Annotated in this window: 29 protein-coding genes; 5 read left to right on the top strand and 24 right to left on the bottom strand. The window is 55.6% G+C overall.

What is annotated here, in order from left to right; translation table 11 throughout:
- The first annotated feature begins 13 nt into the window (after positions 1–13).
- The 3 genes from ACR0AI_RS13995 (at position 14) to ACR0AI_RS13985 (ending at position 2,642) form a co-directional block, all read left to right on the top strand.
- The gene (locus tag ACR0AI_RS13995) at positions 14–724 is read left to right on the top strand and encodes a GntR family transcriptional regulator (RefSeq protein WP_480674874.1); all 711 of its coding nucleotides are present in this window, start codon (positions 14–16) and stop codon (positions 722–724) included.
- A gap of 12 nt (positions 725–736) precedes the next feature.
- Positions 737–1,834, top strand: a complete 1,098-nt coding sequence (locus tag ACR0AI_RS13990; RefSeq protein ID WP_480674872.1) for a Gfo/Idh/MocA family protein — start codon at positions 737–739, stop codon at positions 1,832–1,834.
- Positions 1,835–2,243: 409 nt separating this feature from the next.
- Positions 2,244–2,642 (top strand): transposase, encoded by a 399-nt coding sequence (locus ACR0AI_RS13985; RefSeq protein WP_480675073.1) that lies wholly within the window; start codon positions 2,244–2,246, stop codon positions 2,640–2,642.
- A 655-nt stretch (positions 2,643–3,297) separates the two neighbouring features.
- Here the strand turns inward: ACR0AI_RS13985 and ACR0AI_RS13980 are convergent.
- The 12 genes from ACR0AI_RS13980 to ACR0AI_RS13925 form a co-directional block, all read right to left on the bottom strand.
- Entirely contained in the window at positions 3,298–3,561 is a 264-nt protein-coding gene (locus ACR0AI_RS13980) for a hypothetical protein (protein ID WP_480674870.1), read from the bottom strand.
- A 12-nt stretch (positions 3,562–3,573) separates the two neighbouring features.
- On the bottom strand, positions 3,574–4,266 hold the full coding sequence (locus ACR0AI_RS13975; protein ID WP_480674868.1) for a NapC/NirT family cytochrome c: 693 nt from the start codon (positions 4,264–4,266) through the stop codon (positions 3,574–3,576).
- A gap of 29 nt (positions 4,267–4,295) precedes the next feature.
- Positions 4,296–4,733, bottom strand: coding sequence for a nitrate reductase cytochrome c-type subunit (locus tag ACR0AI_RS13970; RefSeq protein ID WP_170376987.1), 438 nt, complete (start codon positions 4,731–4,733; stop codon positions 4,296–4,298).
- Positions 4,734–4,745: 12 nt separating this feature from the next.
- Entirely contained in the window at positions 4,746–5,663 is a 918-nt protein-coding gene (napH, locus tag ACR0AI_RS13965) for a quinol dehydrogenase ferredoxin subunit NapH (protein WP_480674866.1), read from the bottom strand.
- Positions 5,660–6,478 carry a ferredoxin-type protein NapG gene (gene napG, locus ACR0AI_RS13960; protein ID WP_480674864.1) on the bottom strand — a complete coding sequence of 273 codons (819 nt, stop codon included), beginning with the start codon at positions 6,476–6,478 and terminating at the stop codon, positions 5,660–5,662. The genes napH and napG overlap by 4 nt, the downstream gene beginning before the upstream one ends.
- Positions 6,479–6,505: 27 nt before the next feature.
- A complete protein-coding gene (gene napA / locus ACR0AI_RS13955; RefSeq protein ID WP_480674862.1) occupies positions 6,506–8,998 on the bottom strand; it encodes a nitrate reductase catalytic subunit NapA in 2,493 nt (830 codons plus the stop codon).
- Between the two features lie 17 nt (positions 8,999–9,015).
- Complete coding sequence (locus ACR0AI_RS13950; RefSeq protein WP_480674860.1) at positions 9,016–9,288, bottom strand: chaperone NapD; 273 nt, start codon at positions 9,286–9,288, stop codon at positions 9,016–9,018.
- Positions 9,285–9,797, bottom strand: a complete 513-nt coding sequence (napF, locus tag ACR0AI_RS13945; RefSeq protein ID WP_480674858.1) for a ferredoxin-type protein NapF — start codon at positions 9,795–9,797, stop codon at positions 9,285–9,287. The genes ACR0AI_RS13950 and napF overlap by 4 nt, the downstream gene beginning before the upstream one ends.
- Before the next feature lie 1,429 nt (positions 9,798–11,226).
- A complete protein-coding gene (locus ACR0AI_RS13940) occupies positions 11,227–11,646 on the bottom strand; it encodes a hypothetical protein (protein WP_480701360.1) in 420 nt (139 codons plus the stop codon).
- Between the two features lie 320 nt (positions 11,647–11,966).
- Positions 11,967–12,125: a hypothetical protein gene (locus ACR0AI_RS13935; RefSeq protein ID WP_480674854.1), complete on the bottom strand. Its 159-nt coding sequence runs from the start codon at positions 12,123–12,125 to the stop codon at positions 11,967–11,969.
- A gap of 93 nt (positions 12,126–12,218) precedes the next feature.
- Positions 12,219–12,341, bottom strand: a complete 123-nt coding sequence (locus ACR0AI_RS13930; RefSeq protein WP_480674852.1) for a hypothetical protein — start codon at positions 12,339–12,341, stop codon at positions 12,219–12,221.
- 60 nt (positions 12,342–12,401) lie between these two features.
- The gene (locus tag ACR0AI_RS13925) at positions 12,402–13,142 is read right to left on the bottom strand and encodes an SDR family oxidoreductase (RefSeq protein WP_480674850.1); all 741 of its coding nucleotides are present in this window, start codon (positions 13,140–13,142) and stop codon (positions 12,402–12,404) included.
- 236 nt (positions 13,143–13,378) lie between these two features.
- On the opposite strand from ACR0AI_RS13925, the gene ACR0AI_RS13920 reads away from it, so the two are divergent.
- Positions 13,379–14,326 carry a LysR family transcriptional regulator gene (locus tag ACR0AI_RS13920; RefSeq protein WP_480674848.1) on the top strand — a complete coding sequence of 316 codons (948 nt, stop codon included), beginning with the start codon at positions 13,379–13,381 and terminating at the stop codon, positions 14,324–14,326.
- A gap of 190 nt (positions 14,327–14,516) precedes the next feature.
- Here ACR0AI_RS13920 and ACR0AI_RS13915 read toward each other — a convergent pair whose 3' ends face one another.
- The 11 genes from ACR0AI_RS13915 to ACR0AI_RS13865 all read right to left on the bottom strand — a co-directional run bounded on the left by ACR0AI_RS13915 (position 14,517) and on the right by ACR0AI_RS13865 (position 23,141).
- Positions 14,517–14,918, bottom strand: coding sequence for a methylglyoxal synthase (locus ACR0AI_RS13915; RefSeq protein ID WP_480674846.1), 402 nt, complete (start codon positions 14,916–14,918; stop codon positions 14,517–14,519).
- Entirely contained in the window at positions 14,896–15,423 is a 528-nt protein-coding gene (locus ACR0AI_RS13910) for a 2,4'-dihydroxyacetophenone dioxygenase family protein (RefSeq protein ID WP_480674844.1), read from the bottom strand. Before ACR0AI_RS13910 ends, ACR0AI_RS13915 begins: the two co-directional genes overlap by 23 nt.
- 12 nt (positions 15,424–15,435) lie before the next feature.
- On the bottom strand, positions 15,436–16,140 hold the full coding sequence (locus tag ACR0AI_RS13905) for an SDR family NAD(P)-dependent oxidoreductase (protein ID WP_480674842.1): 705 nt from the start codon (positions 16,138–16,140) through the stop codon (positions 15,436–15,438).
- A 3-nt stretch (positions 16,141–16,143) separates the two neighbouring features.
- Entirely contained in the window at positions 16,144–17,061 is a 918-nt protein-coding gene (locus ACR0AI_RS13900; RefSeq protein ID WP_480674839.1) for a sugar kinase, read from the bottom strand.
- 62 nt (positions 17,062–17,123) lie between these two features.
- Entirely contained in the window at positions 17,124–18,314 is a 1,191-nt protein-coding gene (locus tag ACR0AI_RS13895) for an L-dopachrome tautomerase-related protein (protein WP_480674837.1), read from the bottom strand.
- Positions 18,315–18,384: 70 nt separating this feature from the next.
- Positions 18,385–19,035: an RraA family protein gene (locus tag ACR0AI_RS13890; RefSeq protein WP_480674835.1), complete on the bottom strand. Its 651-nt coding sequence runs from the start codon at positions 19,033–19,035 to the stop codon at positions 18,385–18,387.
- A gap of 17 nt (positions 19,036–19,052) precedes the next feature.
- Positions 19,053–19,331: a hypothetical protein gene (locus ACR0AI_RS13885; RefSeq protein WP_480674833.1), complete on the bottom strand. Its 279-nt coding sequence runs from the start codon at positions 19,329–19,331 to the stop codon at positions 19,053–19,055.
- Positions 19,325–20,293, bottom strand: a complete 969-nt coding sequence (locus ACR0AI_RS13880; RefSeq protein ID WP_480674831.1) for a C-terminal binding protein — start codon at positions 20,291–20,293, stop codon at positions 19,325–19,327. The genes ACR0AI_RS13885 and ACR0AI_RS13880 overlap by 7 nt, the downstream gene beginning before the upstream one ends.
- A gap of 21 nt (positions 20,294–20,314) precedes the next feature.
- On the bottom strand, positions 20,315–21,325 hold the full coding sequence (locus tag ACR0AI_RS13875; RefSeq protein ID WP_480674829.1) for a DctP family TRAP transporter solute-binding subunit: 1,011 nt from the start codon (positions 21,323–21,325) through the stop codon (positions 20,315–20,317).
- Positions 21,326–21,344: 19 nt separating this feature from the next.
- Complete coding sequence (locus ACR0AI_RS13870; RefSeq protein WP_480674827.1) at positions 21,345–22,631, bottom strand: TRAP transporter large permease; 1,287 nt, start codon at positions 22,629–22,631, stop codon at positions 21,345–21,347.
- A 3-nt stretch (positions 22,632–22,634) separates the two neighbouring features.
- A complete protein-coding gene (locus tag ACR0AI_RS13865; RefSeq protein WP_480674825.1) occupies positions 22,635–23,141 on the bottom strand; it encodes a TRAP transporter small permease in 507 nt (168 codons plus the stop codon).
- Positions 23,142–23,265: 124 nt separating this feature from the next.
- Between ACR0AI_RS13865 and ACR0AI_RS13860 the strand changes: the two genes are divergently transcribed.
- Positions 23,266–23,934, top strand: coding sequence for a GntR family transcriptional regulator (locus ACR0AI_RS13860; protein WP_480674823.1), 669 nt, complete (start codon positions 23,266–23,268; stop codon positions 23,932–23,934).
- A gap of 637 nt (positions 23,935–24,571) precedes the next feature.
- Here the strand turns inward: ACR0AI_RS13860 and ACR0AI_RS13855 are convergent.
- Entirely contained in the window at positions 24,572–25,834 is a 1,263-nt protein-coding gene (locus ACR0AI_RS13855) for a replication initiation protein (protein WP_480674821.1), read from the bottom strand.
- Between the last annotated feature and the right edge of the window lie 122 nt (positions 25,835–25,956).

Genomic DNA, 25,956 nt, shown 5'->3' with positions numbered 1-25,956 from the left:
TGAAGCGTCGACCGTGCCTGCCTCCAACCGAAACCCAAATGCCCTGCCGGTATATATTCAGATCGCGGAACTCCTGATCCGCGACGTCGCGGCTGGGCGCCTTATCGATGGCGAGCGTTTGCCACCCGAGCGTGAGATGGCGGCGGAGTTGAATGTCTCGGTTGGAACGCTCCGAAAATCGCTCTCTGAGCTAGAAAAAAAGGGGATGTTGGAGCGTGTTCAGGGCTCAGGCAACTACATCCGCGAAACCGGCACACAAAATAGCGTTTATGCAATGTTCAGGCTGGAGCTACCGGAAGGGGGCGGCCTGCCACGTGCGGATGTCCTGTCAGTTGACCATCTGAAGAAGCCGGCCAATCTGCCGAAATTCGGGGCTTCTGATGCTGGTTCGCGTGTCCGGCGGATGCGCTACCTGAATGATACAATCATCGCAGTCGAGGAAATTTGGCTCGACGAATCAGCAGGCCTGATCAACCAGAGCCTGCTGTCCGACTCACTCTATCGCTTCTATCAGCGCCAATTGGGCTTTTGGATCGCAAGGGCCGAAGACAGAGTCTCGGTCCAACCGCTACCGGACTGGACACCTCCTGACTTCACCAAACCAGCGGGCCAATCGGTAGGCTACATCGAGCGGTTCAGCTGGTCGGAAAACGCCGAACCCGTTGAATTCTCAAAAACATGGTTCGACCCAGATCGGGCCAACTACGTACAACGTTTGAAGTAAAAGGAATCGCACATGACCCGGACCATCAATTACGGGCTGATTGGATGCGGCATGATGGGGCAAGAGCACCTGCACAACATCGGATTGCTGGAAGGCACCAATGTAGCAGCGATCTTTGAGCCCGATTCAGAGATGGCAAATACCGCCAAGGCAATTGCGCCAAATGCGTCCATGGTGGGTTCCGTGCAAGAGCTTCTGGCGATTGAAGAGCTGGACTGCGTCGTCATTGTTAGCCCAAACCATCTTCATGTGGACCAGATTTGCGAAATCGCTGAAACACGTCCGCTACCGCTATTGGTAGAAAAGCCATTGTTCACCGACCCGCAAGACGTGGCTCGACTCGAGAAGTTGCAGCGCGACTATCCCTGCCCGATTTGGGTTGCGATGGAATACCGGTACATGCCCCCAGTTGCTGCTCTGATCGAGAAGGCTCAGGTGACAGGTGGTATTAAAATGCTATCGATCCGCGAGCATCGTTTTCCGTTCCTGGACAAGGTCGGCCACTGGAACCGCTTCAACCGCAATACTGGCGGTACTTTCGTCGAAAAATGCTGCCACTTCTTCGACCTCATGCGTCTGATACTGCAATCCGACCCGGTGCGCATAACCGCAAGTGGAGGACAGGCGGTGAACCATTTGGACGAGAGCTACGATGGTCAAACCCCAGATATTCTGGATCACGGCTATGTTCTTGTGGATTTTGCCTCGGGCGCGCGCGCGATGTTGGAACTTTGCATGTTTGCAGAAGGTTCTCGCTACCAGGAAGAGATAACCGCCGTCGGACCAGACGCTAAAATCGAGGCGCTTGTTCCAGGACCCGTGCGCTTTTGGCAGGACCACTTGGGCGCTCCTCCGCCTCCGCGCGTAATCATTAGTCCGCGCAACCCCAAAGGCCCTGTATCAATGGATGTTCCAGTGGACCCAAACTTATTGGCCGCTGGGGATCACAATGGGTCGACCTACTATCAGCACAAAGGTTTCTTAGCCGTGCTTCGTGGCGAAAAAGCTCAACCGGACGTGAGTTTGAACGATGGCCTCTGGGCGGTCAGAATGGGGCAAGCGGCGCAGCGGGCGATAGACACGGGCGAAACGGTGTACATGGTCGATTGAAAGGGTTCAAAAACACCGGCGCGTGTTGCAGCCGCTAAAAGGCCCGATATCGCTCGAACTTATGTCAGATATCGCCACTCGAGTTTGCAAAGGGCCATTTCTAGCGATTGTGCAAGACAACGTTTCCGCAGCCCCACTGGGATGCCCGATACACTTATTGTCTTGCCTTCCCGGCTGCCAATAGCCACCCTTCATGATCGAGTGAGATGCTCTCGCGGATATAGCCCAGGTCCGCTTCCCGCCCGATGATGTTAAAAACTCTGTGTCGCAGTGCGGCATGTCCTTTGATTCACTTGATGTATCGACACCGGGAGGGTCTAAAAATGATTAGTACTCAACAGACCTAAGCGCAGCTGTTTTATGAGTTTAATCTGGATGCCCATGTGCCACGATCCACGTCCTTGGATAGATCGACCGCTTTCTCGGCGCGGATGGCATGCGGAAGAAGCTAAAGACCTACTACAGCCACACGTGCCGTCCTTCGATTGACCCCGAACTAGTGGCCCGAGTGCTAGAGATCGGCTTTTTGATGGGAATCCAGTCTAACCGCCGCCTTTGCCAAGAGCTTCATCTCAATCTTACGTATCGATGGTTTTGTCGACATGGACCGCATGACAAGGTGCTGAGTTATTCGTCCTTCTTTTGGTGCGTTCATGGTAAGTTTCGGGAAGGCAACATTTCGAGCCGTTTTTTCGAGGCTACCATTGGGCGCTACCTCAAGGAAGGCCTCGAAACACTGAACGATGCGGCCTTTGGGATAGCTTCGCTAGCCCAACCAAAGTTCGTCGCCAAGACCGGCTTGGGATGAAGCTTACCGGTATTTTGAATATGCTACGAACTACCTAACCGATGCCAAAACTCAGTCATCACGGACGTCAAGGGCACGCAGGTAATCCGCCAAGCCAAGGGCGGGACTCCACAAACATTGCTTGTTCGAACTGAAAGGGTTTCGGCATCAGGCCGGGTAGGTTAGCAGTAGACACGGCCTTTGGCTGCAGCGTTAACTTGAGCTGGCTGGTTAGCAAACGCTGGATCACAACCTTTACCCCAGTGATCGACCACGCAAACGAAAGGACGGTGTACTAGCCCGTTTGATTTCGTATTTGACGACTCCAAAGGTCAGTACACTTGCCTGGGACGCTTCGCGCTTAGCCAAAAGCCAGAGATGTTAGCATTGGGTAATGGCAGCTTTAAGAAGAGATTAAGCTGAAACCCGTTCGAAAACTATTCAAATGGAACAAACGCCCGATACTGCGTGCCGCTAGTTGGGCGCCTAAGTATGCGACACATCCAGCTTTTCATTCGGACTGCTGGATGAAAGGGACTAAACCAATCAAACCAACAATTAAAGCGAAGAAGAACTCGAAGCGTTGCCAATAGTGTTCTCAGTGCAACTTGGAGTAGAACTGGCACAAAAATACTGTAGAAAGCGTCTGCTTGCAGTGTTCTTTGGCGCCGGGTCGCTAAGTTCTGACTTGCGTTCCTTTAATTCGGATAAGGCTCCCTAAACCTCCGGCACATACGCCAACCAGAATTGCAATCACGAGTTCAAGAGCTTCGATTTGAGCGAATTGAAAACCGGCAAAGACCAGTGTTTCAAACACGCCGACAAGTCCGCCCAGCGCCGCACCCAGCCAAATTTGTCTGGTCATCATTCCCAGCGCCAGCCCAAGAATGCCGGGCAGGCTGAGGATGTTTCCACCGATTGTCCCAAGTATATCTAACATATCTGCCCCTTCTTAATCGGCGCTGGAGTTGAGGAAGGACTGGATGTCATTGCCAGACACCGCCGCTTGTTTGTGCAGCGGCTTGCCGTCAACCGCTTCGGCTATGTCCTGATAGGTCTCAAGATATCCCGGCGGCAGGCTGTGAGCGATGCCCTGGTGGCAGTCGATACAGGTCATCCCTGTGTCAATCGCACGCTGGTGCTCGCTCGCGGCGCGTGTTTCCTGCAAGGTAAAGTCCATATAGTCGAAGTTGTGACAGTTTCGGCATTCGCGGCTGTCGGATTCCTTCATCTTCTTCCAAACGGCCGAGGCCATTGTCAGACGGTGATCCTCGTATTTCTCGGGGGTGCTAATGGTACCTGCGAGCTCGTGATAGACATCTTTCACGGCCATGATCTTGGCTTTGATCTTGTGGTTCCACTCATCCGGCACGTGACAATCCGAACAGATCGCGCGCACGCCCGAGTGGTTGTTGTAGTGGATCGTCTCGCGGTACTCGCCCAAATTGGTTTCCATCGTATGGCAGGACACGCAGAACTCCTCTGTATTGGTCAGTTCAAGCGTCCAGTGAAAGCCACCCCAGAATAGGATACCCCCAAGAAAGCCGGCCAAAATCAAAAACCCCGAACTGAACAAAACAGCCGGTGTCCAGAACGCGTTCCACAAGCGACCGATCCAGCCGCGTTTTTCAGGAGAGTCTGCCATCTTGGTGCTCCTTTCAGTCATACGTTGGATTAGTTGCTGTGGGATGGTTCAAACAGGTTATCGACCAATGTAGGCGCATTTACCTGCGGCACGTGGCATTGGTTGCAGAAATACCGGGTCCCTGCGATGTGATCCAACTCATTGCCGTCGCGATCGAGATAGTGGGTCATAGACAAGGTGGGCGCGTTGCGTTCGCCTGCAACTGTCCAGTCATGGCAGGAAAGGCACTGGTTGGTCCGCGTGTCGATCTGGTATTGTTCAATCGAATGCGGGATCAGCGGCGGCTGCTGCCGGTAGTTCCGTACAATGCGTCCTTCCATCGTTTTGTGGACTTGATCCAGCGGGACCGTTTCATCCACTTCGCCGCCTCGCAGGGTCTCAACCTGGGCGGATTGCGCAAGGGCGAACCCGCTGAGGAGTACGACTGGGATCAGGGCGGCGACGCCTGTCAGGATTGGCTTGTTCATCTGTGCACTCCCTTAGATAGGTCTGGCTGTACGCGCATCGGGCGCGGGAACGGGATCGAAAGGCGCGACGACCTTGTCGTCGAACCGGTGAGTAAACTTGAAGACATCCACCGCACATACGTCGATGCAGCGGCCGCAATTTGAGCAATCGGGCGACAGGATCAGCGGCGTCGCATCCGGTTTGCCTTTCAGCGCTGGCGAGACGACCTGGTTCTCCGGGCAGACGGCGTAGCAATCCATGCAGTCATTGCAGGCAGTCCGGTTGGCGGCGCTGACACGCAGCAGGCTTTTACTGCCGATCAGGCCATAGAAGGCGCCGACGGGGCAGATATGGCCACACCAACCGTGACGGGCGACGACCAGATCAAAGATGAAGATCGCAGCGATCAGTGCCCAGACAAAGCCCGCGCCGAAAATCAGTCCGCGATGCAGCATGGTGATCGGATTGACCAACTCCCACGCGATGACGCCAGTCAGGCCCGAGACGATCAGGACCGTCGCCAGTATCCACAGACGGGTGGTGCGTTTGGGTTGCCAGCCTTTGGGCAGGTCCAGCTTGCGGTGCAACCAGTTGGCGGCATCAGTCACCGGGTTGATCGGACAGACCCACGAACAATAGACGCGCCCGCCGATCAGCGCATAGGCGACCAGAACGATGATCCCGCCGATCAAGGCGGTCAGTTCCGGCCAGTGACCGGCCACAAAGCTTTGCAACAGCACAAACGGATCGGTCAGGGGCAGAATGCCAAGGGTCAGCGACCCCGCCAACGTTCCCTGCACGATCCAGACACCGAACCAAGGCCCCAGCAGAAACAACGCCAAAAAGAACAGTTGGCTTGTCCGACGCAGCAGCAGGAGCTTATGCGCACCGATCCAGCCTTTGGCCTCAATAGCCTCCTGACCAACGGGAATATGAGTGCGCGCGCTCATTGGCCTGCCCCCGGTAGGTCATAGGAGGGCGAAAAGCCGCCCGGCGCGGCCAGATTGTCTGTGCCAGGCCCAGGCAGGCGGTCGGGTAGGTCGATCAATCCGTCCACAAGCGGACCGCCGTGGCTTTCTTTTTCTTCCCAGCCCTTGCGATAGTGGTCCGCGCTGCTGCCGCGCGCCAATCGGGCGGGCAGTACTTTGATCGCAGCTTCGGGTAGAACACAGCTTTTCTCGCACATACCGCAGCCGGTGCAGCGGTCGGCATGGACGGTGGGAATGAACATCGCATGGTGGCCTGAACGCGCGTTGTGCGCGGTTTCCAGTGTTATCGCCTCGTCAATAACGGGGCAGACGCGGTAACAGACATCGCAGCGCAGACCGAGGAAGTTCAGGCAGTTTTCCTGATCGACCAGAACCGCAACGCCCATGTTGGCATCATCGATATTGTCCAAACCCGGGTCCAGCGCGCCGGTAGGGCAAGCGGCGACACAGGGTATGTCGTCGCACATCTCACATGGTACATCGCGGGCGGTGAAATAGGGCGTGCCGGTTGCAACGGCATCGACCCCTAGCTCAGCCAGTTTCAGGGTATCGTAAGGACAGTCCCGCACGCAGAGCCCGCAGCGGATACAGGCTGACAGGAACTCATCTTCCGACAATGCTCCGGGCGGGCGCAAGGCTTCCGCCGGCAGTGCGCGCGCATCGCGGGCAAACCAGGCCAGCAATGACCCAGCAACTACGCAGCCACCTGCCACGCGGGCCGAATCCTGCAGGAATCGGCGCCGTTGCGGCGAAAGAGGAGTACCGGTCAGGGACATGGGGACAACCTTTGCGATCCTTCCCGGTTACGCGCGCTCGACCTTACAGGCGCATTTCTTGAAGTCGGTCTCTTTCGAGAGCGGGCAGGTTGCGTCCAGCGTCAACTTGTTGGTCAGCTGATGCTCATCGAACCAGGGCATGAAGACCAGACCGCGCGGCACCTTGTTGCGCCCGCGGGTCTCGACCCGGCTTGTGACCTCACCGCGGCGGGTGGACAGAACGATCTCTTGTCCACGGCGAAGACCCCGATCTTCGGCATCCTGCGGGTGCATGTAGACAACCGCGTTCGGATAGGCGCGGTGTAGTTCCGGCACCCGGCGGGTCATCGAGCCCGAGTGCCAGTGCTCCAGCACGCGGCCCGTGGACAGCCACAGATCATATTCTTCATCGGGTTCTTCGGCGGCGGGTTCGTAGGGGGCAAAGATGATGCTGGCCTTACCATCGGGCTTGCCATAGAACTTCACGCCCGCGCCTTCGGGCACGTAGGAGTCATAGCCTTCGCGGAAGCGATAGAGCGTTTCCTTACCGTCCACGACCGGCCAGCGCATACCGCGCGCCTCGTGGTACATCTCGAACGGTGCCAGATCGTGCGCATGACCGCGCCCGAAATCGGCATATTCTTCGAACAGACCTTTCTGGACATAGTAACCGAAGTGTTCCGCATCGTCGTTGTGGAAGCCTTCAGCCGTCTCTGACAGCGGGAACTGGTCGATCTTGCCGTTGGCATAGAGCACGTCATACATGGTCTTGCCGCGATGCTCGGGCATGGTGGCCAGCAGTTCTTCGCCCCAAACCTCTTCGACGGTGAATCGTTTGGAGAATTCCATAAGTTGCCAGAGGTCCGATTTCGCCTCACCCGGCGCTTGCACCTGTTGACGCCAGAACTGGGTGCGGCGCTCGGCATTGCCATAAGCGCCTTCCTTTTCGACCCACATGGCGGTGGGCAGGATCAGGTCGGCAGACACGGCTGTGACCGTCGGATAGGGGTCGGACACGGTGATGAAGTTTTCCGGGTTGCGATAGCCGGGAAAGCCTTCTTCGTTGATATTGGGCGCGGCCTGCATGTTGTTGTTGCACTGCACCCAATAGGCGTTCAGGTCACCATCCTTCAGTTTGCGGTGCTGCAGAACAGCGTGGAATCCGGGTTTGTCCGGGATGGTACCAGCAGGAATGTTCCATGCTGTCTCGCAAATCTCACGGTGTTTGTCGTTCGTAACCACCATGTCGGCGGGCAGACGGTGGGCGAAGGTGCCAACCTCACGTGCAGTGCCACAGGCCGACGGCTGGCCAGTCAGCGAGAACGGCGAGTTGCCCGGCTCCGAGATCTTCCCTACCAGCAGGTGCACATTATACATCAGCGAGTTCACCCAAGACCCGCGTGTGTGCTGGTTAAAGCCCATGGTCCACAGGCTCATGACCTTACGGTTGGGGTCAGCATATTGCTGGGCCAGACGCTCAAGCTGTTCGGCAGGTACGCCCGACAGCTCGGATGTGTATTCCAGCGTGTATTTCGAAACCGCCTCGGCATATTCCTCAAAGCTGATCGGTTCCATCTTGCCGCCATTTGGGTTCTCGGCCGCTTCCTGCAGCGGATGGTTGTCGCGCAGGCCATACCCGATATCGGTGACGGTTTTGGTGATGTTGACGTGGTTTTGGACGAAGTCCTCGTTCACCGCGCCATTCTGAATGATGTAATTGGCGATATAGTTCAGGATTGCCAGATCGGTCTGAGGCGCAAACACCATCCCATTGTCGGCCAGCTCGAACGAGCGATGTTCGAAAGTGGACAGCACATGCACCTCGGAACCCGGTTTGGTCAGGCGCGTGTCGGTGAGGCGCGACCACAGGATCGGGTGCATTTCCGCCATGTTCGACCCCCACAACACGAAGGTGTCGGCGTGCTCAAAGTCGTCATAGCAACCCATCGGCTCGTCAATGCCGAAGGTGCGCATAAAGCCTACAACGGCTGATGCCATGCAATGACGCGCGTTAGGGTCGATGTTGTTCGAGCGGAACCCGGCCTTCATCATCTTGGCAGCCGCATAGCCTTCCCAGACGGTCCATTGGCCAGAACCGAACATGCCAACGCTGGTCGGGCCCTTCTTGGCCAGTGCCTCTTTCCATTTCTCGGCCATGACGTCGAAGGCTTCGTCCCAGCTGACAGGTTCGAATTCACCGTTCTTGTCGTATTCGCCATTGGTCTTGCGCAGCAAAGGCGTGGTCAGACGGTCCTTGCCGTACATGATCTTGGACAGGAAGTAGCCTTTGATACAGTTCAGGCCGCGGTTCACAGGCGCGTCCGGGTCACCCTGAGTGGCCACCACGCGACCTTCCTTGGTGCCGACCAGAACCGAGCAACCCGTGCCGCAGAACCGGCACGCCGCCTTGTCCCAACGAATGTCAGACGTGCCGACTTGCGCCTGCGCTGCGCCTGTGGCCAGCGGAAGACCAGCCGCCGAAGCGGTCGCGGCGGCAGCAGTTGATTTCAGGAAGGTCCGGCGGGATTCAGAGATGGTCATGGCATGGGTCTCCGGTTTCAGGTCTGGCAGGAAGCATTAAGATGCGGACGGGTCTCCGCGAGGTCTTCGAAATGGTGATAGGTCAGGGTCAGAGAGATCACGCCCGGGATCTGGTGCAGATCCATGATCGTCTCGGAGGCCAGCTTTTCGGGCGTGTCCTCGACCACGACGACAACACGGCCATCTTCGGCAGTGGCATGGATTTCGACGCCGTCAAACCCTAGCATCGACTCCTGGGCGGTTTGCGCGACGTCGGGGGCGACATGGACAAGGCATCCGCAGATGTTCATTGCAAGCTCTCCTGGGGGAGTATTTCGTGGCGCTCAAATCGGATTGTATTCGCTGGGCACGCGCTGGCGCAGGCACCACAACCGGTGCAGGCCTCTTGGTCAACGGCTGGTTCCGACCGCCCCCCAAGTAACAGTTTGAACCCGATCGCGTTGCTGTCGCAGACGTCCTGACACACACGGCAGCTCACGCCATTCATCGAAAGACATCCTGCTGTGACATAGGCCCGCCACGGCCAATCACTCAGGTTTTCGGGTTTCAGTGCACCGGTCATACAGGCCTCGGCGCAAGCGCCGCAGAACGTGCAGGGCGAGGCTTCAAGGCTGACAACTGGCCAGCCTTGCCGATCAAAGGTGATGATGTGTTCTGGGCAGGCCGAGACGCAATCGTCACATTGGACGCACAATTCGAAAAAGTGGTCCTGATCCGCGCCGGGCGGAATAATTGCTGTCCGGTCTTCGCGCAGCGGAGCACCACGCAGAAAGGCACGGCGGCTGGCTAGCTTATTCATAGGCTTGCGGTCCGCTGTTGATCTCGAGACTTACCAAACTCTTTATCGAACTGCCGCAGGCCAAAAATTGACCTATGTCATGTTCAATTTGATTAATTCTTGATCGTTCTTAAAACTTTGCACATTTCACGCATAAGAAGAAGAGAATTTGTTTCTACCCCCGTATTTCACCGATGCATCTCAATCCAGGCCAATCATCCAGTCTCCTCTATAATCGCCTATGTTAAGATTGCTTGGAAGCCCCCCGCAACGGCACATTGAGGCCAGCGAAAGCGTCTGTACTTTCAAAATCCAGTCTTGGTGCTCCTTTCGAAATTCAAAGTTGATACCAGCCTCTAGACAAAAATTCTTCGAACCCCTCAAATTTTTGTACTTTAATCAAGAATTGAGTTAGCTGAACGATAGGAAAACTCTGCCGAACAGCCACATCTTGCTTACGTGATTGAACCGCTTTTTTGCTGGCAATCATACCCGGGCGCAAATGTCAGCTCAACTGTTTGACCTGCCGCCGTCGACGTAGAATAAAAAGTCCAGTGTAGCACAGAGACGCGGCCAAAATCACGGCCAACACATTGCGCAATACCAAACGTCGACTCATTGGAACTGATCATACCAAGCATTGCGTTGCCGAAGTCAAAGGCCAGAGCAAGCCTAACGCCTCCCACGAATTTGCAATTTCGCTGGCCAACTCCAAGAAAGAAATTGACGGATTCATAGTCTCCATCAAGAGTCAGATGATAATTTCGATGTCCAGATTCGATCGGGTGTACCCGAAACTAAAACAAGCGTTGAACAACTTCGTCTCTCACAAACACTTTCGTGGGAAGCCGCCAACGCTGGTACAGATTGAAAGGATATCCCCGGAAAAAGAACCTTGGATATCAAGATGTCCAATCCTAATCACAAAAAATAGTCCACTCACAATTCTTCGTTTGTTTCTTGGTCGTGCGCAAATCGGCCGTAGAATTGCCTAGTCGAACAACCATTCTCGATAAGAGTGTTGTCAAACTGATCAAGCAAATTTTGCCGAAACAATGCGACTATGGACTGACTGAAGGAAGAAAAGAAACCACGTGGGCTCAGGAGCGTCTCAAGGAATTCCAATCTTTTTTCAGAACTGAAGGGCGTTAGACAAGTGGTTCGGGTGTCAGGAGCGTCATTCCGGATAGCACTCACAAACTGACTAGCCGGCCATCGGTTGGCCGAAAGCTCATTGAGCGAATTGCAGAAGGCTTCCTCATCGAGGACACGAGTGTTCTCGATAAGCCGCTCATTGAATTCCGCCTGAAGGGAACTTTTTTAAAAGACGGCTGTAAAGGACACAAGATTTGAGTTCTCTTCCAAATACAAAACCGGTTTATCACGCTCAGTGATTGAAATTAGCCTCTCGGTTTATGTGGCAATACTTGTTGTCTAGAAGGTTTCTTCCTTATCTATCGAAATTACACGCCCACCAGAGATAGTGAAGTATTAAACGGCTATTGCGGCAGGGGCTCAGAAGTTGGAACGTTGTTATCAAAATCCGAACTTGGCCTGCCGTCTGCCTAACCAACATTGCCACACCCGCCTCGGTCGAGATCGTACCGGGTGGTCCAAAGGCTTCGGAGGGCTTGATGCTGACAAGGGTCCAATAGGCCATCTGCGCGGCCAGCCGCTCGAACGGCTCGCGCGTTACGCCCGGCGTGTTTAACTCCACACCGATTTCCCGCATCACAAGCTTTTCACCGGATTTCCGCTCGAGCCAGTTGTTCAGCCTGCCCAGTTGGTCCTGATAGGGATCGTCGATGTAAATCATGCCACTTCGCACATTCACATAGACTGCGCCGCTACAATATGGGCAGACGGGCACGCATTAATCCGATCTGAGACCTTGTGGTTCTGGGTCGATATGTTTTTCGGCTTCGGCGAGAATCTCCAACCCATCACAAACATCTCGGGTGCATGGGATTTTGCACTGAAACTTGAAACTGTTGCCCTGAGGCATTTAAACCCTGTCTTCGTCAAAACCGTGTTTTGGAACAGCTGATCAACATTCGAGGACACAAACTGTTTAAGTGCCCGATAGGTCGGGTCGATACTTGGGCGCGTGATTTTCATAAGACTGGCAGACAGGTAACCCCAGCGCGGACGATCATCGCGATAGTGGTAACCTTTCAGTTGACAGCCATATTAGCAGCAGTACTGCAGCATTGCGGGAGAGTTCCGCGCAAAGGCTTCTCGGTCATTCAGGTCTATGCCTGCTGGCACCGACATGCCCGCAACAGCTCCGAACAGCACGGCTCCCGCTGCATTCAGCACCTTCGGTGCCTGTCCAAGGTTTAATACCATGTCAGGTCTCAGTTTAGGAAAATACCCAGGTAGAGAAAGGTGGATTCTTCGTCGAAGGTGTTGAACACCAAAAGATCCAGGTTGCCGAGTTTTTTACTCAGCCAGAATTGCACCAGCGCCAAGCTGATCGGCAATATCGTTCAAAGTGGCAGGCTTTCTGGTAGAGATATCCGGCTCGCGCAAATCAATTGCATCGAAACAAGGGTAGTTTGACATTTGGAGCTCCGCGAGAGCTTAGCAGGAAGAGGGGGCCAATGCGGCCCCCCGCAGAGTTTGTCAGGTCTTGATCAGATGACCGCCGTCGATATCCAGCACAGAACCTGTCAGGAAATCGTTGGTCATTGCCATGATGACAGCTTGAGCGATTTCGCTGGCCCTGCCGACGCGTCCAACAGGGAGCGATCCACCAACCTGTGCGTACATGCCTTCACGTGCCTCTTCTGGCATGCCTGCATAGGCTTCGGTCGCAACCATCCCGGGGCTGATGCAGTTGACACGGGCCGTACCCGCCAGTTCTTGCGCGAGCCCCATGGACAAAGCCTCAACAGCAGCGTTCACCGCACCCAGACCGGTGGCGCCGGCCGATGGGCGGCGGCTCAGGACGCCGGAAAACAGCGTGATCGATGCGCCGTCGGCCAGATACGGCAGAACCTCGCGAGCGGTCACGTAGGGGCCAATGAATTTGGCCTCAATCATGCCGCGCAGGTCGTCAGTCGGCAGTTCATCAAACGCGCCATGCGCAGCGCTGGACGCCGAGATGACGAGATGATCGACCTCGCTAAGGCTGGCGGCCCATGCTTTGACAGCTGCTTCGTCAGTGGTGTCAACGGAAGCGACCGAAATGTCGCCTTCGATTTCAGACGCAACGGCCGTCAGTTTCTCTTCGTTGCGGCTTGAGATTGTGACCTTGGCGCCCAAACTGGCTGCAAGTTCAGCTGTTGCTTTGCCCATACCGCTACCGCCGCCAACGATGACGACATGTTTGCCTTTTAGCGCGGTTTCAAAAACGTTTGTCACAGTTCAACTCCTCTTTCCTTCAGTGGCATTCGCACCGGATCGCCGCTCTGGGTTGGTTTGGCTGGTTAAGGATCACTCTTCCAGGCCCAACTCCGGTGTTAGATACTCCGGCAACCATTGTGCCGCTTGGAGCTTTCGACCCGCCGCAATCTGAGCGTTTGTTGTTTCTGATCGTATACCTAATGCGCAGAGCGAAGTTGTTGAAATGGATAAACAGAATGCTATAAATTCACCGCATGAATATCAATTCTCTCGACCTCAACCTCCTGAAAGCCTTCGACGCGATGTACCGAGAACGACATGTCGGCCGCGCTGGGGCGTCTATAGGTCTTGCTCAGCCCTCCATGAGCAACGCACTGAACCGGCTTCGCGCCAGGTTCGAAGATCCACTCTTTCAAAGGGGGCCGGGTGGAATGGTGCCAACCAGCCGCGCGGAAGAATTGGCGCCAAAAGTGAAAGGCGCGCTGACAATCGTTTCTCAAATGCTGGAGCAAACCGAGTTTGATCCCAAACACGCCCAAGGCCAAATCACCGTTGCAGCTTCAGATTTAGCAATTCTTCGTTTGGCGCCTGCGATGGTCACTTACTTTGCAGAAAATGCGCCAAATCTTAGCCTGATCTTCGTACCGATGAACAAAACGGATCTGATTGATCAATTGGATGCCGCCACAGTGACGTTGGCCATTGGTACATTTGGACATCTTCCTGCGCGGTTTCATCGACGGACGATTATGCCGGACAGTTTTGTATGTATCGCCCGTCGCGATCACCCTTTGACCCGAGATGGTTTGACACTTGAGTCGTTCCTAGAGGCTCGTCATGCATTGATGACACTGAACAATGACAAAATCGGCTTTGTAGATAAGGCACTAAAGAAGCTTGGAAAAGCTCGGCAAGTGGTTTTGACCTGCACTCAATTTGCTCTGCTACCCGATGTCGTCGCTCAATCCGACTTGATTGCAACGGTGCCAACGTCGTTGACTCCGGTTGCGCGGCGCGCGGGGTGTGACGTCTTTCCAACGCCATTGGATTTGCCGAAATGGGAAAGCGAAATGGTTTGGACCCAGAAAACAGCACATGAACCCTTGGGGCGCTTCGTTGTAGACTCATTCACTGAAATGAGCCGTTCGACGGAACTCGATCTGGGAAACGCGTTTCCTGGGGTCAGTATTCATAACCAATAGATGACTGTAGTCTGCCGCGCTAGCGCTGGAAAAAAAGAGGGGCGCTACGCCATCTGCTTGTCGCTCAGTCAGAAAAACCGCTAATGCCACCGCTCCGAATTCCAAGCCGTGAATCCTGCGGCGCAACGAAAATTAATGCATCCTGACCTTACGGGTCGGACAGAACCTAGCATTATCCAAAGCTTTAAAGCTATCTTGGTCCAGTCAGCCCTCTCAGAACGAAGTCCGCTGTGCTTGGGCTACTTGCGAAGGGCAAATCATAAACGATCGCTAGCCGGCTAAGGGCTTTAACATCCACGTCGTGCGGCATCGGCGACATTGGGTCGATAAAAAAGAACAGACCATCAAGCCGGCCTTCGCAGATCATCGCCCCAAGTTGCTGGTCGCCGCCTAGTGGTCCACTATGCAGCGCGGTGACATTAAGCTCAGGCAAGGCGGCCCTGAGGCGGCCACCGGTGGTTCCGGTGGCGAACAACTGCGCCTGACTTAGGACGTCAGCATGGGACTGGGCCCATTCGACCATCAGGTCTTTCTTGGCGTCATGGGCAACCAGGGCCAGTTTGAGCGGCCTACCTAATGAATTGCTCGACATAGTCCGCTCCTAAACCAACTTCCTCATAGTGCTTACGGCACATGTCGATTTTAGTGAAGACGTCCTCGTAACCCATGGTTTTGCCCCATGGGTCAACATACAGCATCACGCCGTTGACCTGGAAATAGGTGATCATTTCGTCGACATCATCAGGTACAATCAGAGTGTGGGTTTCGCCCGGCGGTTCGAATACATAGCTGCCCTCCTCCGCGACCCAGTCATGTTCCAGATAATGCCAGCGGCCTTTAAGAACAAAACCATGAACGGGCTGCGGATGCCGATGCCTCGACAGAACCCCGGATTTCCGCACGCGCAACAGGTTCATCCAGTACCCCTGGGACCGGTTCAAGCAGAGCGGTCGGAACGAGACGTTTTCGGTTTGCGGCACCCAGATCCTCTCGTCTGTAGCGACGGCTTCAGGGATGACGATCTCCTCCTGCGCATCTTTGGGGAAGGGCAGCTGATAAGGCATCCTGGGATCGTCGTCGTTTCCTTGTACTGGCATCAGTTGCCCTCCTCACATTGCAGAATAGCCGCCATCCACAGGATAGACAGCGCCGGTCACAAAAGCAGCCTCATCCGACAGTAGCCAAGCAGCCAGTGCGCCAACCTCGGATGGTTTGCCCCAACGGTCCAGCGGCGTTCGACCCAGAATAGGTTGGTTGCGGGCCGGATCGGCGCGCAGAGCCTCGGTCATTTCGGTTTCGATCCATCCGGGTGCAACTGCATTCACGCGCACGCCATCCTCCGCCCATTTCCCGGCCAAGGCCTTGGTCAACTGCGCCACCCCACCCTTGCTGGCAGAATAAGCAGGAACAAGCGGCCCACCAAAGTAACTGAGCATCGACGCGGTGTTCACGATGGCGCCACCTGACTCGGCCAACAAGGGTTGCGCGGCCAGACAGCAGCGCATTGTACCAGTCAGGTTGATATCGATCACTGTCTCAAAAACTTCGATCTCATACTCCGCGCCGCGCGCCAGAATACCTGCGCAATTGACCAGCCCGTCGAGTTTCTTAGTCTCTCCGAAGAACGCGGTAACGGCCTGAGTATCCCGCACATCCAACTGTGCACAGACGTCGTCAGGGTGCTGCGCGGCATATTCCGCAACCTCTTCAGCTCCGACACCTGTCGCGGTGATGCGCCATCCCTTGCGGCGAAGTTCCCCTGCGATACCAGCGCCTATGCCTCGGGTGCCGCCAATGACAACGGCGTGTTTCATGGATCAGTCTTCTTCCGCAAGAAACGCCTCGACCGCGTCGCTGCGAGGCATCGGGGCAACCGCACCATACCCTTGGGTCGAAAGCGCAGCAGCGGCGTTGGCATAGCGTGCGGCCTGAAACGGATCATCGCCCGCAACAATACGAGACAGGAAAGCACCGTCAAATGTGTCGCCTGCGGCTGTGGCATCCACCGCTTCTACCCGGCGGCCTTTGACACGTTCGCGCTTGTCTGGTGTCGCAACCAGAGTCCCTTCGGCCCCCAGCGTCAGGGCGACAATTTTTGCACCGAGGTTCAGGTAAAAATCTGCGATGTCATCGGGATCGGACAAGCCTGTCAGTTGCTCGGCATCATCCAGACCAGGAAGGGCAATATCGCATTTTGACATGGCCGCGTGCGTCACAGCGCGGGCGCGTTCGATCGGCCAGAGCTTCAGACGCAGATTGGTGTCGTAGGACACGAGGCCTCCGCCGTCCTTTACTATCTGAATGGCCCGAAACACGGTATCGGCAGCAACATCCGAAATCGCCTGACTGATCCCCGAAACGTGCAGGATCTTGGCCGATTGCAACGCCGCCACTGGCAGATCATCTGGCTCCATCCGACTACTGGCCGAGCCTGCGCGGAAATAGCTAAACTCATGCCCGTTCGCTCCATGCGTCACAAAATAGACCCCGGTATGTGCATCCGCGACCTGACGCACGGTCGAGGTGTCGATCCCCTCGGCCTTCCACAGATCCATGAAGGAATTGCCGAACGTATCGGCGCCGATATGCGTCACGTAGCCAACGGACGCACCCTGCCGCGCGGCGGCGATTGCGCAGTTTGAGGTGTCACCGCCATGTCCTGGCAGGTAGTTCCCGTCAGGCTGCTGGTTGAACTCCAGCATCGGTTCGCCAAGGCACAAAATATCGGGGGTCATGGTCATCTCATCTTTGCAAAAAAGGGCCAGCCCCGGTGGGCTGACCAAGGGGTTTGGGAGGATTATTCGGCCGTATAGCTTTGGCCGACACCCGGAATCTTCCAGATTCGGAAGTTCGGGATCTCGGGGTCTTCAAAGTTCATGTCACCATCGACCCAGATATGCAGGTGGTTCGAGACTACATACATCTCGCCATCTGGACCCCAGGCCAGCGTATCCGGCCAATTCATTTCCGGGTGGTGGACGAAACGGCTGACCTGACGGGTGGATTCATCGAACTTCGTGATCCCGTCCAACGAAAGCGCGGTCATATAGATGTTGCCCGCATTATCCGCCGTCATCCCATCGGTGTTGGAAGGCAGCACTGCGGCAACCTCAACCGCGTTTTCAATGACTGTCTCATTGCTCTCGAAGTCCCGCAGCACTTCGGTCGGCAGGCTATACAGGTGATTGCCCGTCAGGTTGGTCCAGTAGAGTGTTTCCTTGTCGCCCGACAGCGCGATACCATCGGCACCGGTGCGCATACCGCCATTCTTCAGCACCGGACGGTCGTCAATGTTGAAGAAGAAATTCGGCTCATCATTGGTGAACCGGTGCTGGTCCAGAATGCGGCGCACCGAGTTGGTGTTACTGTCATAGACAATCAGACCGCCATGCAGCGGATCGCAGAAGATACCGCTGTCTGCGATATAGGCAAAGCCGGTGTCGTTATCGACAGCCAGATCGTTCAGGAAAGAACACTGACGATCCGCCTCTTCCGCGGTGAAAACATAACGCTGAATTTCCTTGTTCTCTTTCAGATCCCACAGCACAAGCTTCGCGTCGCCCTCCTCGAACGGAGGGCCCGCAACATGGCCCTGATCCAAGATCCACATCACGTCATTGCGGTCGATCTCAAAACCAAGCACGGCCTTCAGGCCATCAGGGTTCGACATGCTGTTCATTTCTTCAGACGGAAACGCCTCGAGTTCCCAAGTGTCTCCGTTTTTGACCAGCTTGGAAACGGTTGAGGGTATCTCGGCCCCGCCCCAGCGTGCGGTGGACACATAGATGTTGCCTTGGCTGTCGACTTTGGCGCCCTGAACCAGTGCTTTGCCGTAGATCTCGCTCCCTTCCCAAGCGGATTTTGTCGCCTCATCCTTGACGGCATAGGGCAGAGTGTTCCATTCCGCGACCACCTCGAGCCCGTTCGCGAGCGCCGGGGTAGCCAGAACGGCGGTAAGGGCCACCGTGTTGAGCATTCGTTTCAGCATGTATTCCTCCCTTGCTGTGTTCTGGTGTCCCGCAGGTTGTTGCGAGCAACCTGCGGGACGGTTTGTTGTTTTAGATACGGCCGTATTTCGCCAGACCTTCGCGCAGCGAGCCGCTTTCGATGATCAGACGTGCCTGTTCGGCTTCGCGCTCATCAATCTCGCGTGCCATTTCCAAGATGGGTTCTGCATGTTCACGGGGGACCACAACCGCACCGTCGATATCTGCCACGATGATGTCGCCGGGGTGTACAATCACACCGCCCATGTCGACTTCTACATTCGAAGCCAGCGTACGAACGCGGCCCAGAGTAGTGCCCGGGTTAACGCAGCGGGAATAGACTGGGAAGTCATAGTCGCGCTTGATCTCGACCAGATCACGCACACCACCGTCCAGAACGGCACCTTCGTGTTTGTTGGCAACGGCTCCGGCGGTCATCAGACCACCCCACAGCGCCACATCTGTGGTGCCATTGGTCGAGATCACGATGACCGAACCGGCCTCGGATTCATCGATGGCGTCAAGTGCGTGCTGCGGCGGCAGGAATTCATCGGTAGGGCCTTCCAGAATTGTTACGGCCGGGCCAACGATCTTCTTTTCATTGATGCGCGGCTTGATCGAGGCCGGCAGAAATCCGGTCTTGCCGGACACCTTGTCCACAGCATCCGCGACGGATGCGGTGGCCACGTCGCGAAACCCGGCAACGAGTTCTTGGGTGTTCATGAGAGTATCCTCTTACGTTATGAAGATTGAAAAGTTGCGGCCGTAAGAGCCGCGTTGATTTGTGTGCGAGCCAAGTCGATGTGACCGGCCTCGAGCGCCTGGGCGGGCAGCAGATTTCCACCCATGCCGACGCAAAGCCCACCGTCGTTCACAGTGTCAGGAGACACGCCGCCAGTCGGCATCAGGGCGAGATTAAGGAATAAGGATTTGACGGCCTTCAATGCGATCTCGGGGTTGCTATGGCGGATCACCGGGACAATTTGCGCAGATCGCAAAGTGCTGACGAAATCTACCATTTGTTCACCCAGTGATCGGGTTGCTCGTCCTCAAGAACTCTCGCGACTTCACGCGCAGCACATCGCTGCAGCACAGCAACCGAGCGTTCAGAGTACCAGGCAGCATGATCCGATATGATCGTGTTGGGGCTGTGCAGAAGGGGGTTGGTCGGGTCGACGGGTTCCTGTTCGAACACGTCGATACCTGCGCCGAAAACACGACCTTGGTGCAAAGCCTGAGCCAATGCGGTTTCGTCCACCAAACCGCCGCGCGAGACGTTGACCACGATCGAGGTTGGCTTCATCTGCGCTATACGCTCGGCGTTCAGAATATGCCGTGTTTCGGGCGTGAGAGGGGCATGCAGACTGATGACGTCGGACGCTTTGCAGAGGTCGATCAAATCCACCTTTTGCACGTCCGCTGCTTGGGCTGCGTCGTCGCTCAGATAGGGATCGAACACCAGAACCGAAGAGAACCCCAAGGCCCGGAATTTCCGTGCTGCTTGAAGGCCGATCTTGCCGCAGCCAATCAGCCCAAGGGTGGCGTTTTCACGGCTGGGGATCAACGCCGCCTGCCCTACTCCCCATTGACCCTGCCGCACTTCGGCATCCCGGGACGGAATGCGCCGCTGCACGGCCAAATACAGTGCCAACGCATGTTCGCTGACTTCTGTTTCCGCACCATAGTCTGGTACATTCGCAACATAGATGCCGCGCGACTGCGCGTAATCCAAGTCGATGTTGTCGACGCCCACCCCATAGCGGACGACGACTTTCAGGTTCGGGCAGGCATCGATGGCGGCCGCATCCACAATGCGTTCCCGCACAAGGATGGCAACTGGATCCAGTGCCTGCAGGGCCGGGACCGCCTCGGTTTCCGGCGCAACCGGCGCGATCTGAACATTCTGCTCGGCCAACACCGAAGCCTCGGTGTCATAGGCGGCATAGCCGGGTTCAAGAATAGCGATGGTTTGGCGGGTCATGTGACGGTCTCTCGGCATGAGTTATTGGGCCTTGTAGGCTTCGACAGCCGCGTCGAGGCGATCGGGCCACTCCTCACCAATCTCACCCACGATGTATTCACGCACGGCAGGCTGCGCGGCTGCGCGGAACAAGGCCTTTTGCTCGGGACTGACGGGGACCACTTCCATGCCTTTCTCCGACAGGATCGCGGTCGCATTCGCGTCCTGCGCGGCGGTCATGCCACGGTGGATCGTTTTCGAGATCTCGACGCATTGCTCGACGGCTTTCTTCTCATCATCCGTCAGGCTTTCGAAGAACATGTCCGACATCAGATAGGCGTGCCAGCTGAACACATGGCCATCCAGCGAGACGTATTTTTGGTGCTGGTAGAGCGACGCGTTGACGATATTCGTCACGCCGTTTTCCTGACCGTCCACAACGCCCTGCTGCAGTGCACCGGGAAGTTCCGGCCACGGAACGGGTGTTGCCGATGCGCCGAGGCTTTCGACCAAAGTTACCCAAACCGGCGCGGTCATTACGCGCATTTTCAGGCCTTCCATATCGGCAGGCTCGGCCACAGGCTTGACGTTGTTGGTGAAGTTGCGCACCCCGTTGTCGGCCACGCCAAAGTTGCGAATGCCGGTTTTCGCCCGCATGTCGTCGGCCAGCGCGTCACCGAATTCACCGTCCATCACCGCCCAGGCCATCGCCTGATCGTCGAACAGATAAGGCATCGCGAGAACCGAGAAGGGTTTGTAGACAGCCGAGATCGGGCCGTCATGAATCGCTGCCATCTGAACGGTGCCCAGCTGCAGCCCTTCCATGATCTCGGACCCGCCTCCCAGCTGCGATGCAGGGAAGATCTGAACATCAATCGAACCCGAGGTTTTGCCCTCGACGCAGGCCTCAAACGCCAGCGCGGCAGCGTGTTTCGGCGAGCTCAGGTCAGCGGCTTGAAAATGTGCGTATTTCAGCTCTTTCGCCGAGGCCGCACTGGCGGCCGTCATTGCAACAACGGCTGTCGCCGTCATCAGTTTCGACATGGTTTTCATGAGGTTCCTCCCTTTCATGTCAGTTCGCAAATCCAAAGAAGTTGGGGATGAAGGTGCTGACGCCCGGCACAAGAATGACCAGAAGCAGAACTACGAGTTCAGCCAGCAGCAGCGGCAGAACCGCTTTTGACAGGCGTTCGATTTTCAATTGTCCGACCGTGGCGATCACGAACAGCACCGGACCAACCGGAGGGGTGATCATCCCGATGGTCAGGTTCAGCACCAGCATCATCCCGAATTGCAGCGGGTCGATCCCTGCGGAATAAGCAATAGGACCGAGGATCGGAGTCAGGATGATCAGTGCAGGCAGTGTGTCGATGAAGAAGCCGCAGACCAGGGCAAAGGCCGCCAGAATGAACAGAATGCCCAGACGGTTTTCGGTGATCTGGGTGATCAGTTTCGCCAATTCCTGTGGGATTTGCAGGTAGGTCAGCAGCCAGGCAAAGATCGACGCCATCGCCACGATCAGGAAGACCGAGGACGTCACCACCGCAGCCCGCACAAAAGCGGCGTACAGAGCGCGGACCGTGAAGGCGCGCAGGATGAAACCAAGGAACAAAGCGTAGGCTGAGGCCACCGCGCCTGCCTCGGTCGGAGTGAACACACCGAACAGGATACCGCCAAGAATGATTGCTGGCATGATCAGAGCCGGAATTGCCGACAGGGTTGCACCGCGCAATTCAACCATAGTGGCGCGATGTTCACGCCCGCGGTAGCCGTTGCGGGTGGACACGATATGGTTCGCAATGGCCAGCGCAACGCCCAGCAGAACACCAGGCACAATTCCGGCCAGAAACAGTCCCGCGACCGTCACTCCATTGGTTGAGATCGCAAAAATCACGGCCAGAATGGAGGGCGGGATGATCGGACCTATAGTGGCCGTCGCGGCAGACAGGGCACCGGCGTAATTCTTCTCATACCCAGCCTCGCGCATCATCCGCATGACGATGGCAGAAGGCCCTGCAGCATCCGCCAGAGCAGAGCCGCTGATCCCCGCAAACAGCATCGACACAAGGATGTTCACATGCCCCAGTCCACCACGCACATGCCCAACCAAAGCGTTGGCAAAGCGCAACAAGGCGTTTGTTAGCCCGCAGGCCGTCATCAGCTCAGACGCGAGAATAAAGAACGGCACCGCCATCAGCGGGAAACTGTCGATCCCGGCGAACATGCGTTGGGTTGCGACCAGTGGGTTCAAAGAACCGTCGATAAAAATCGCGGACAGGCCGGCGATCCCCATGGTGAAGGCTACCGGAACACCCAGAAACAGCGTCGCGAAGAACAGGATGATCAGGGTTTTTGCCACGGCTTAGACCTCCGCCTCATCACCCTTGGCGCTGGGGCCGTGTTCAAACTCTTGTCTTACGAAACGTTTTGCGAAAAAGGCCAACTGGATCAGGAACAACGCGCACCCGATCGGGATAGAGAGATAGGGGATGCCGCGCGAAATGCCGGTGGACATGGTTTCCTTGTTCCAGCCGAATTCAACGAATTTGACGCCCAGCCACAGCATCGTCGCCATGAAGGCAAACATGACGAAAACGATTCCCAAACGCAGCATTCGGGCCAGAGCGTCGGGCAGCAAATCCGGAATTGTGGTGATCGCGACCAGGCGTCCTTCGCGCAAGGCAAGACCCGCACCGCAAAACGCGCCGAGGATCATCAGGTGTCTGGCGACCTCTTCAACCCAGGCCAGGGACGTACCGAACCCGTATCGCCCCACCACATTGGCGAAGACTATTGCAAAGACCGTAGCCAGCGCCAAAGCCACCAGCGCGCGGTTAAACGCAACAATCCATGTTTCCAGAGTTTGCAAAGACGCCCCTCCCAATGCCGTCTCCTCGTGAGAATCAAAACTGGCATACAGTATGCTAATTTGTCAACACTAACACATTGTATGCCAGAAACAGGCCTGCTACTGTCGAACTGAGGAGAGCGACATGAGCCCATTCAACAGACCGAAATCATTGACGGAATTGGTTACCGAAAACCTGCGCGAGCGGATCATCAAGGGCGAGTTCGAACTGGGTGAGCAACTGTCTGAGGCTCGAATCGCCAAGAATCTTGAGGTCAGCCGCACCCCTGTGCGCGAGGCTATCAACCGGCTTGAAATGGAGGGCCTGCTGGTCGTCGAACCGCAAAGAGGCTCATTCGTGTTCAACCTGGAACCCGAGGAACTGGCAAAACTTTGCGATGCACGTGTCTGCCTTGAAACAACCGCATTGACCTCAGCTATACAGGCGAACCCGCAGGCGCTTCATTCCGCGCTCGACGATTGCGTTGAGCGGATGACAGCGGCCCGTGAGGCAGCGGATGATGCAGAGTATCTTTATCTGGATACTCTTCTTCACCAATGCCTTTTCGACTGTGCGGACAATCGGTTTCTGAATGACGCCTATCAAACGATTGCGTTGAAAATGGCAGCGTTGCGCAGCCGGTTGGGGCATCACCCTGATCACATGGCTAAGTCCTATCGGGAGCACTTAGAGTTGCTTCAGTGCGTTCGGGACGGAGACGTTCCACAAGCCTTGGATGTGCTGAAACTCCACATAGACAGAAAAGAAGGGTCTTATTGGAGCGATGCGACAAATTTGTGTAGCCCAATCTAATAGTTAAGCTGAGCTCGAACCTGGCTATGATGTGAAATATTGGGTGTGAGTTGCCCTTACAGATCATGTTGGTCACTTTGGTAACTTCCGGTTTAGAAGCGACTAAAAACACTAGCTTTAGCTCCCTTTAGACGAAAGACTTCCGCCGCCTACCCTCAATGCGTGAGCAGATGCCCCAAGCCTCTGGACTGAATACACTGCGGAACTAGCGGTCTAGTGTTCGCCCAATTGATATCTGCTAAAGAATTAAAATAACTGACCTAAACAGTATTGGTACGCCCTGGCCGCAGAGACAACATGTTGCTCTCTGAACTATGCAACAGAACCTCCAAATTCTCACAATTAAGATGGAAAAATAGCTTGGTGATACTTTCCTGCGCTTTTTGCGCATTGCGGGAAGGCCACTTTTTTAACCTACTTAGCTTGAGACTTTTTGAAAAGTTCTGGCTGTTGACGCGCTTGGGTATAGTGCCTCGTTGGCCAGTGGTCCGCGTTTGTTTCAAAGCTATCAACAGGATACTGACTTGCGGTTGTTGGCCTATCCCAAACGAGAGGAAGGAGGGAAATATCTAGTGGCGGCACAAACCGGTAGTTCGATTTCTACCCGTTTGTCAATCAGCGACTTCAAGACAGAGCATCAGAGAGCGAACGCTTCTGGCTCCAGATCTTCCCAAAATTCGAAGATAGCTGTGGCGTTCAAGCCCGAGCGCCAGCCATGAGATCGAAAATGCTCTCGGTCGAGATCATTGTCCAAACCCGCTAAGAACAACCGCTTGTCTGCATCTCGCTGTGTAGGGTTTCGCCGCGAAACCAAGTCTTCCACGATGGCAAGCTTGCGTGCCCTTGCCTGCCTTTCGGCTGTTCGGGCAGCATATGCCTTTTCTTCTGAGGCTTTTTCCGCAACCCGTTTACGCGCTGCCTCGATGGCTTCGGGAGTAGGTTCGGGTGTTGGAATTTCCTTGGGATCTTCGTAGTCATCCCGCAGAGCAGCCGACAAATATCCGACAGTGGATTTTACACCGCCCTGCCCTTTTACGTAATCGAGCTTCTTCTGGACATAGTCTTCGCCGTGCTCCGCGATCCATTGCCGCGCCAAGCGGTCAGACACACCCTGCTTCTTCAGAGTTTTGTACACGGCGAGATTGCGCACCCCATCACTATCATCGATCTCAAACATCGCCTTTTGCGGATTGCCTTTGATCAGAAAACGGATATCGGTGACGGTTCGACCTTTCTTTTGAAACTCGGGCTCGATCAAAATATCCGAGCTTTTATTCACCTCCGTGACCGCTGGTTTGATGATCTTTGCGTTTAGATGTTTGAAACTGGCGTAGTAGTCGCTGCCATCAACACCCATCAGCTTACGAAACACGTCCAGGGGCCACCAACCAGTCGACCCTGTCCGCACAAATCGGTAGCAGTTTTCATATAAAGCAAGCCCATGCCCGGAACTGAAATTTCGCTGAATCTGCACGTTGATCAGCGCATAGATCTTCGGATCGTACAGTTTTTGCGCCAGCGCCGGTGAGTATGAATACTCGCAAACTCCCCCCTTCAGTTTGGCAAAACTCAGCAGGGATGAGACGCCCCATTCCTGGCGCCCCTGCTCATCCAGCATGTCCCATTCCGCGACTGTTTCCGCTAAAGCCCGCAGACTTGCACGCAGAGTGTCGAAGTCGTTTGAATTGTACCCGACCATCATAGAAAGCGTCCGCGCATCAATCGTGTGGGTCTGCGCGGTCGTCAGTGCATCATAGGCATTCATCAACAAAACATTCGAAAGCTTTCTCTGCAGCAGAGAAAGCTTGCCGCTGATGTGTATCGCTGCGACATTTTTCTTAACAGTCTCTCGACGCAAAGCGCCCGAAAGCTGATCCATGTTCAATTGTGTATCCGGCATGATTCTGCCCGGCTGCTCATTTTGCTAAAGCCTGACACATAAGGTACCTTTTCTTCAATAGTTTTTGGGTACCCAAACACGGGATAAAGGCAATCCCGTATTCAGGTACCTTAAGAATCACG

Source organism: Ruegeria sp. BG3 (genome assembly GCF_056538485.1).
The sequence above is the reverse complement of the archived record's forward strand: the minus strand, read 5'-3'. Positions and strand labels throughout refer to the sequence as shown.

Coding starts and splice junctions, on each gene's coding strand:
- ACR0AI_RS13920 (WP_480674848.1), top strand. CDS start 13,379: ATGAATATCAATTCTCTCGACCTCAACCTCCTGAAAGCCTTCGACGCG.
- napF (WP_480674858.1), bottom strand. CDS start 9,797: ATGAATAAGCTAGCCAGCCGCCGTGCCTTTCTGCGTGGTGCTCCGCTG.
- ACR0AI_RS13910 (WP_480674844.1), bottom strand. CDS start 15,423: ATGCCAGTACAAGGAAACGACGACGATCCCAGGATGCCTTATCAGCTG.
- ACR0AI_RS13890 (WP_480674835.1), bottom strand. CDS start 19,035: ATGAACACCCAAGAACTCGTTGCCGGGTTTCGCGACGTGGCCACCGCA.
- ACR0AI_RS13980 (WP_480674870.1), bottom strand. CDS start 3,561: ATGTTAGATATACTTGGGACAATCGGTGGAAACATCCTCAGCCTGCCC.
- ACR0AI_RS13895 (WP_480674837.1), bottom strand. CDS start 18,314: ATGCTGAAACGAATGCTCAACACGGTGGCCCTTACCGCCGTTCTGGCT.
- napH (WP_480674866.1), bottom strand. CDS start 5,663: ATGAGCGCGCGCACTCATATTCCCGTTGGTCAGGAGGCTATTGAGGCC.
- ACR0AI_RS13855 (WP_480674821.1), bottom strand. CDS start 25,834: ATGCCGGATACACAATTGAACATGGATCAGCTTTCGGGCGCTTTGCGT.
- ACR0AI_RS13905 (WP_480674842.1), bottom strand. CDS start 16,140: ATGAAACACGCCGTTGTCATTGGCGGCACCCGAGGCATAGGCGCTGGT.
- ACR0AI_RS13950 (WP_480674860.1), bottom strand. CDS start 9,288: ATGAACATCTGCGGATGCCTTGTCCATGTCGCCCCCGACGTCGCGCAA.
- napA (WP_480674862.1), bottom strand. CDS start 8,998: ATGACCATCTCTGAATCCCGCCGGACCTTCCTGAAATCAACTGCTGCC.
- ACR0AI_RS13975 (WP_480674868.1), bottom strand. CDS start 4,266: ATGGCAGACTCTCCTGAAAAACGCGGCTGGATCGGTCGCTTGTGGAAC.
- ACR0AI_RS13885 (WP_480674833.1), bottom strand. CDS start 19,331: ATGGTAGATTTCGTCAGCACTTTGCGATCTGCGCAAATTGTCCCGGTG.
- napG (WP_480674864.1), bottom strand. CDS start 6,478: ATGTCCCTGACCGGTACTCCTCTTTCGCCGCAACGGCGCCGATTCCTG.
- ACR0AI_RS13930 (WP_480674852.1), bottom strand. CDS start 12,341: ATGTCAAACTACCCTTGTTTCGATGCAATTGATTTGCGCGAGCCGGAT.
- ACR0AI_RS13915 (WP_480674846.1), bottom strand. CDS start 14,918: ATGTCGAGCAATTCATTAGGTAGGCCGCTCAAACTGGCCCTGGTTGCC.
- ACR0AI_RS13935 (WP_480674854.1), bottom strand. CDS start 12,125: ATGGTATTAAACCTTGGACAGGCACCGAAGGTGCTGAATGCAGCGGGA.
- ACR0AI_RS13880 (WP_480674831.1), bottom strand. CDS start 20,293: ATGACCCGCCAAACCATCGCTATTCTTGAACCCGGCTATGCCGCCTAT.
- ACR0AI_RS13860 (WP_480674823.1), top strand. CDS start 23,266: ATGAGCCCATTCAACAGACCGAAATCATTGACGGAATTGGTTACCGAA.
- ACR0AI_RS13970 (WP_170376987.1), bottom strand. CDS start 4,733: ATGAACAAGCCAATCCTGACAGGCGTCGCCGCCCTGATCCCAGTCGTA.
- ACR0AI_RS13990 (WP_480674872.1), top strand. CDS start 737: ATGACCCGGACCATCAATTACGGGCTGATTGGATGCGGCATGATGGGG.
- ACR0AI_RS13900 (WP_480674839.1), bottom strand. CDS start 17,061: ATGACCCCCGATATTTTGTGCCTTGGCGAACCGATGCTGGAGTTCAAC.
- ACR0AI_RS13875 (WP_480674829.1), bottom strand. CDS start 21,325: ATGAAAACCATGTCGAAACTGATGACGGCGACAGCCGTTGTTGCAATG.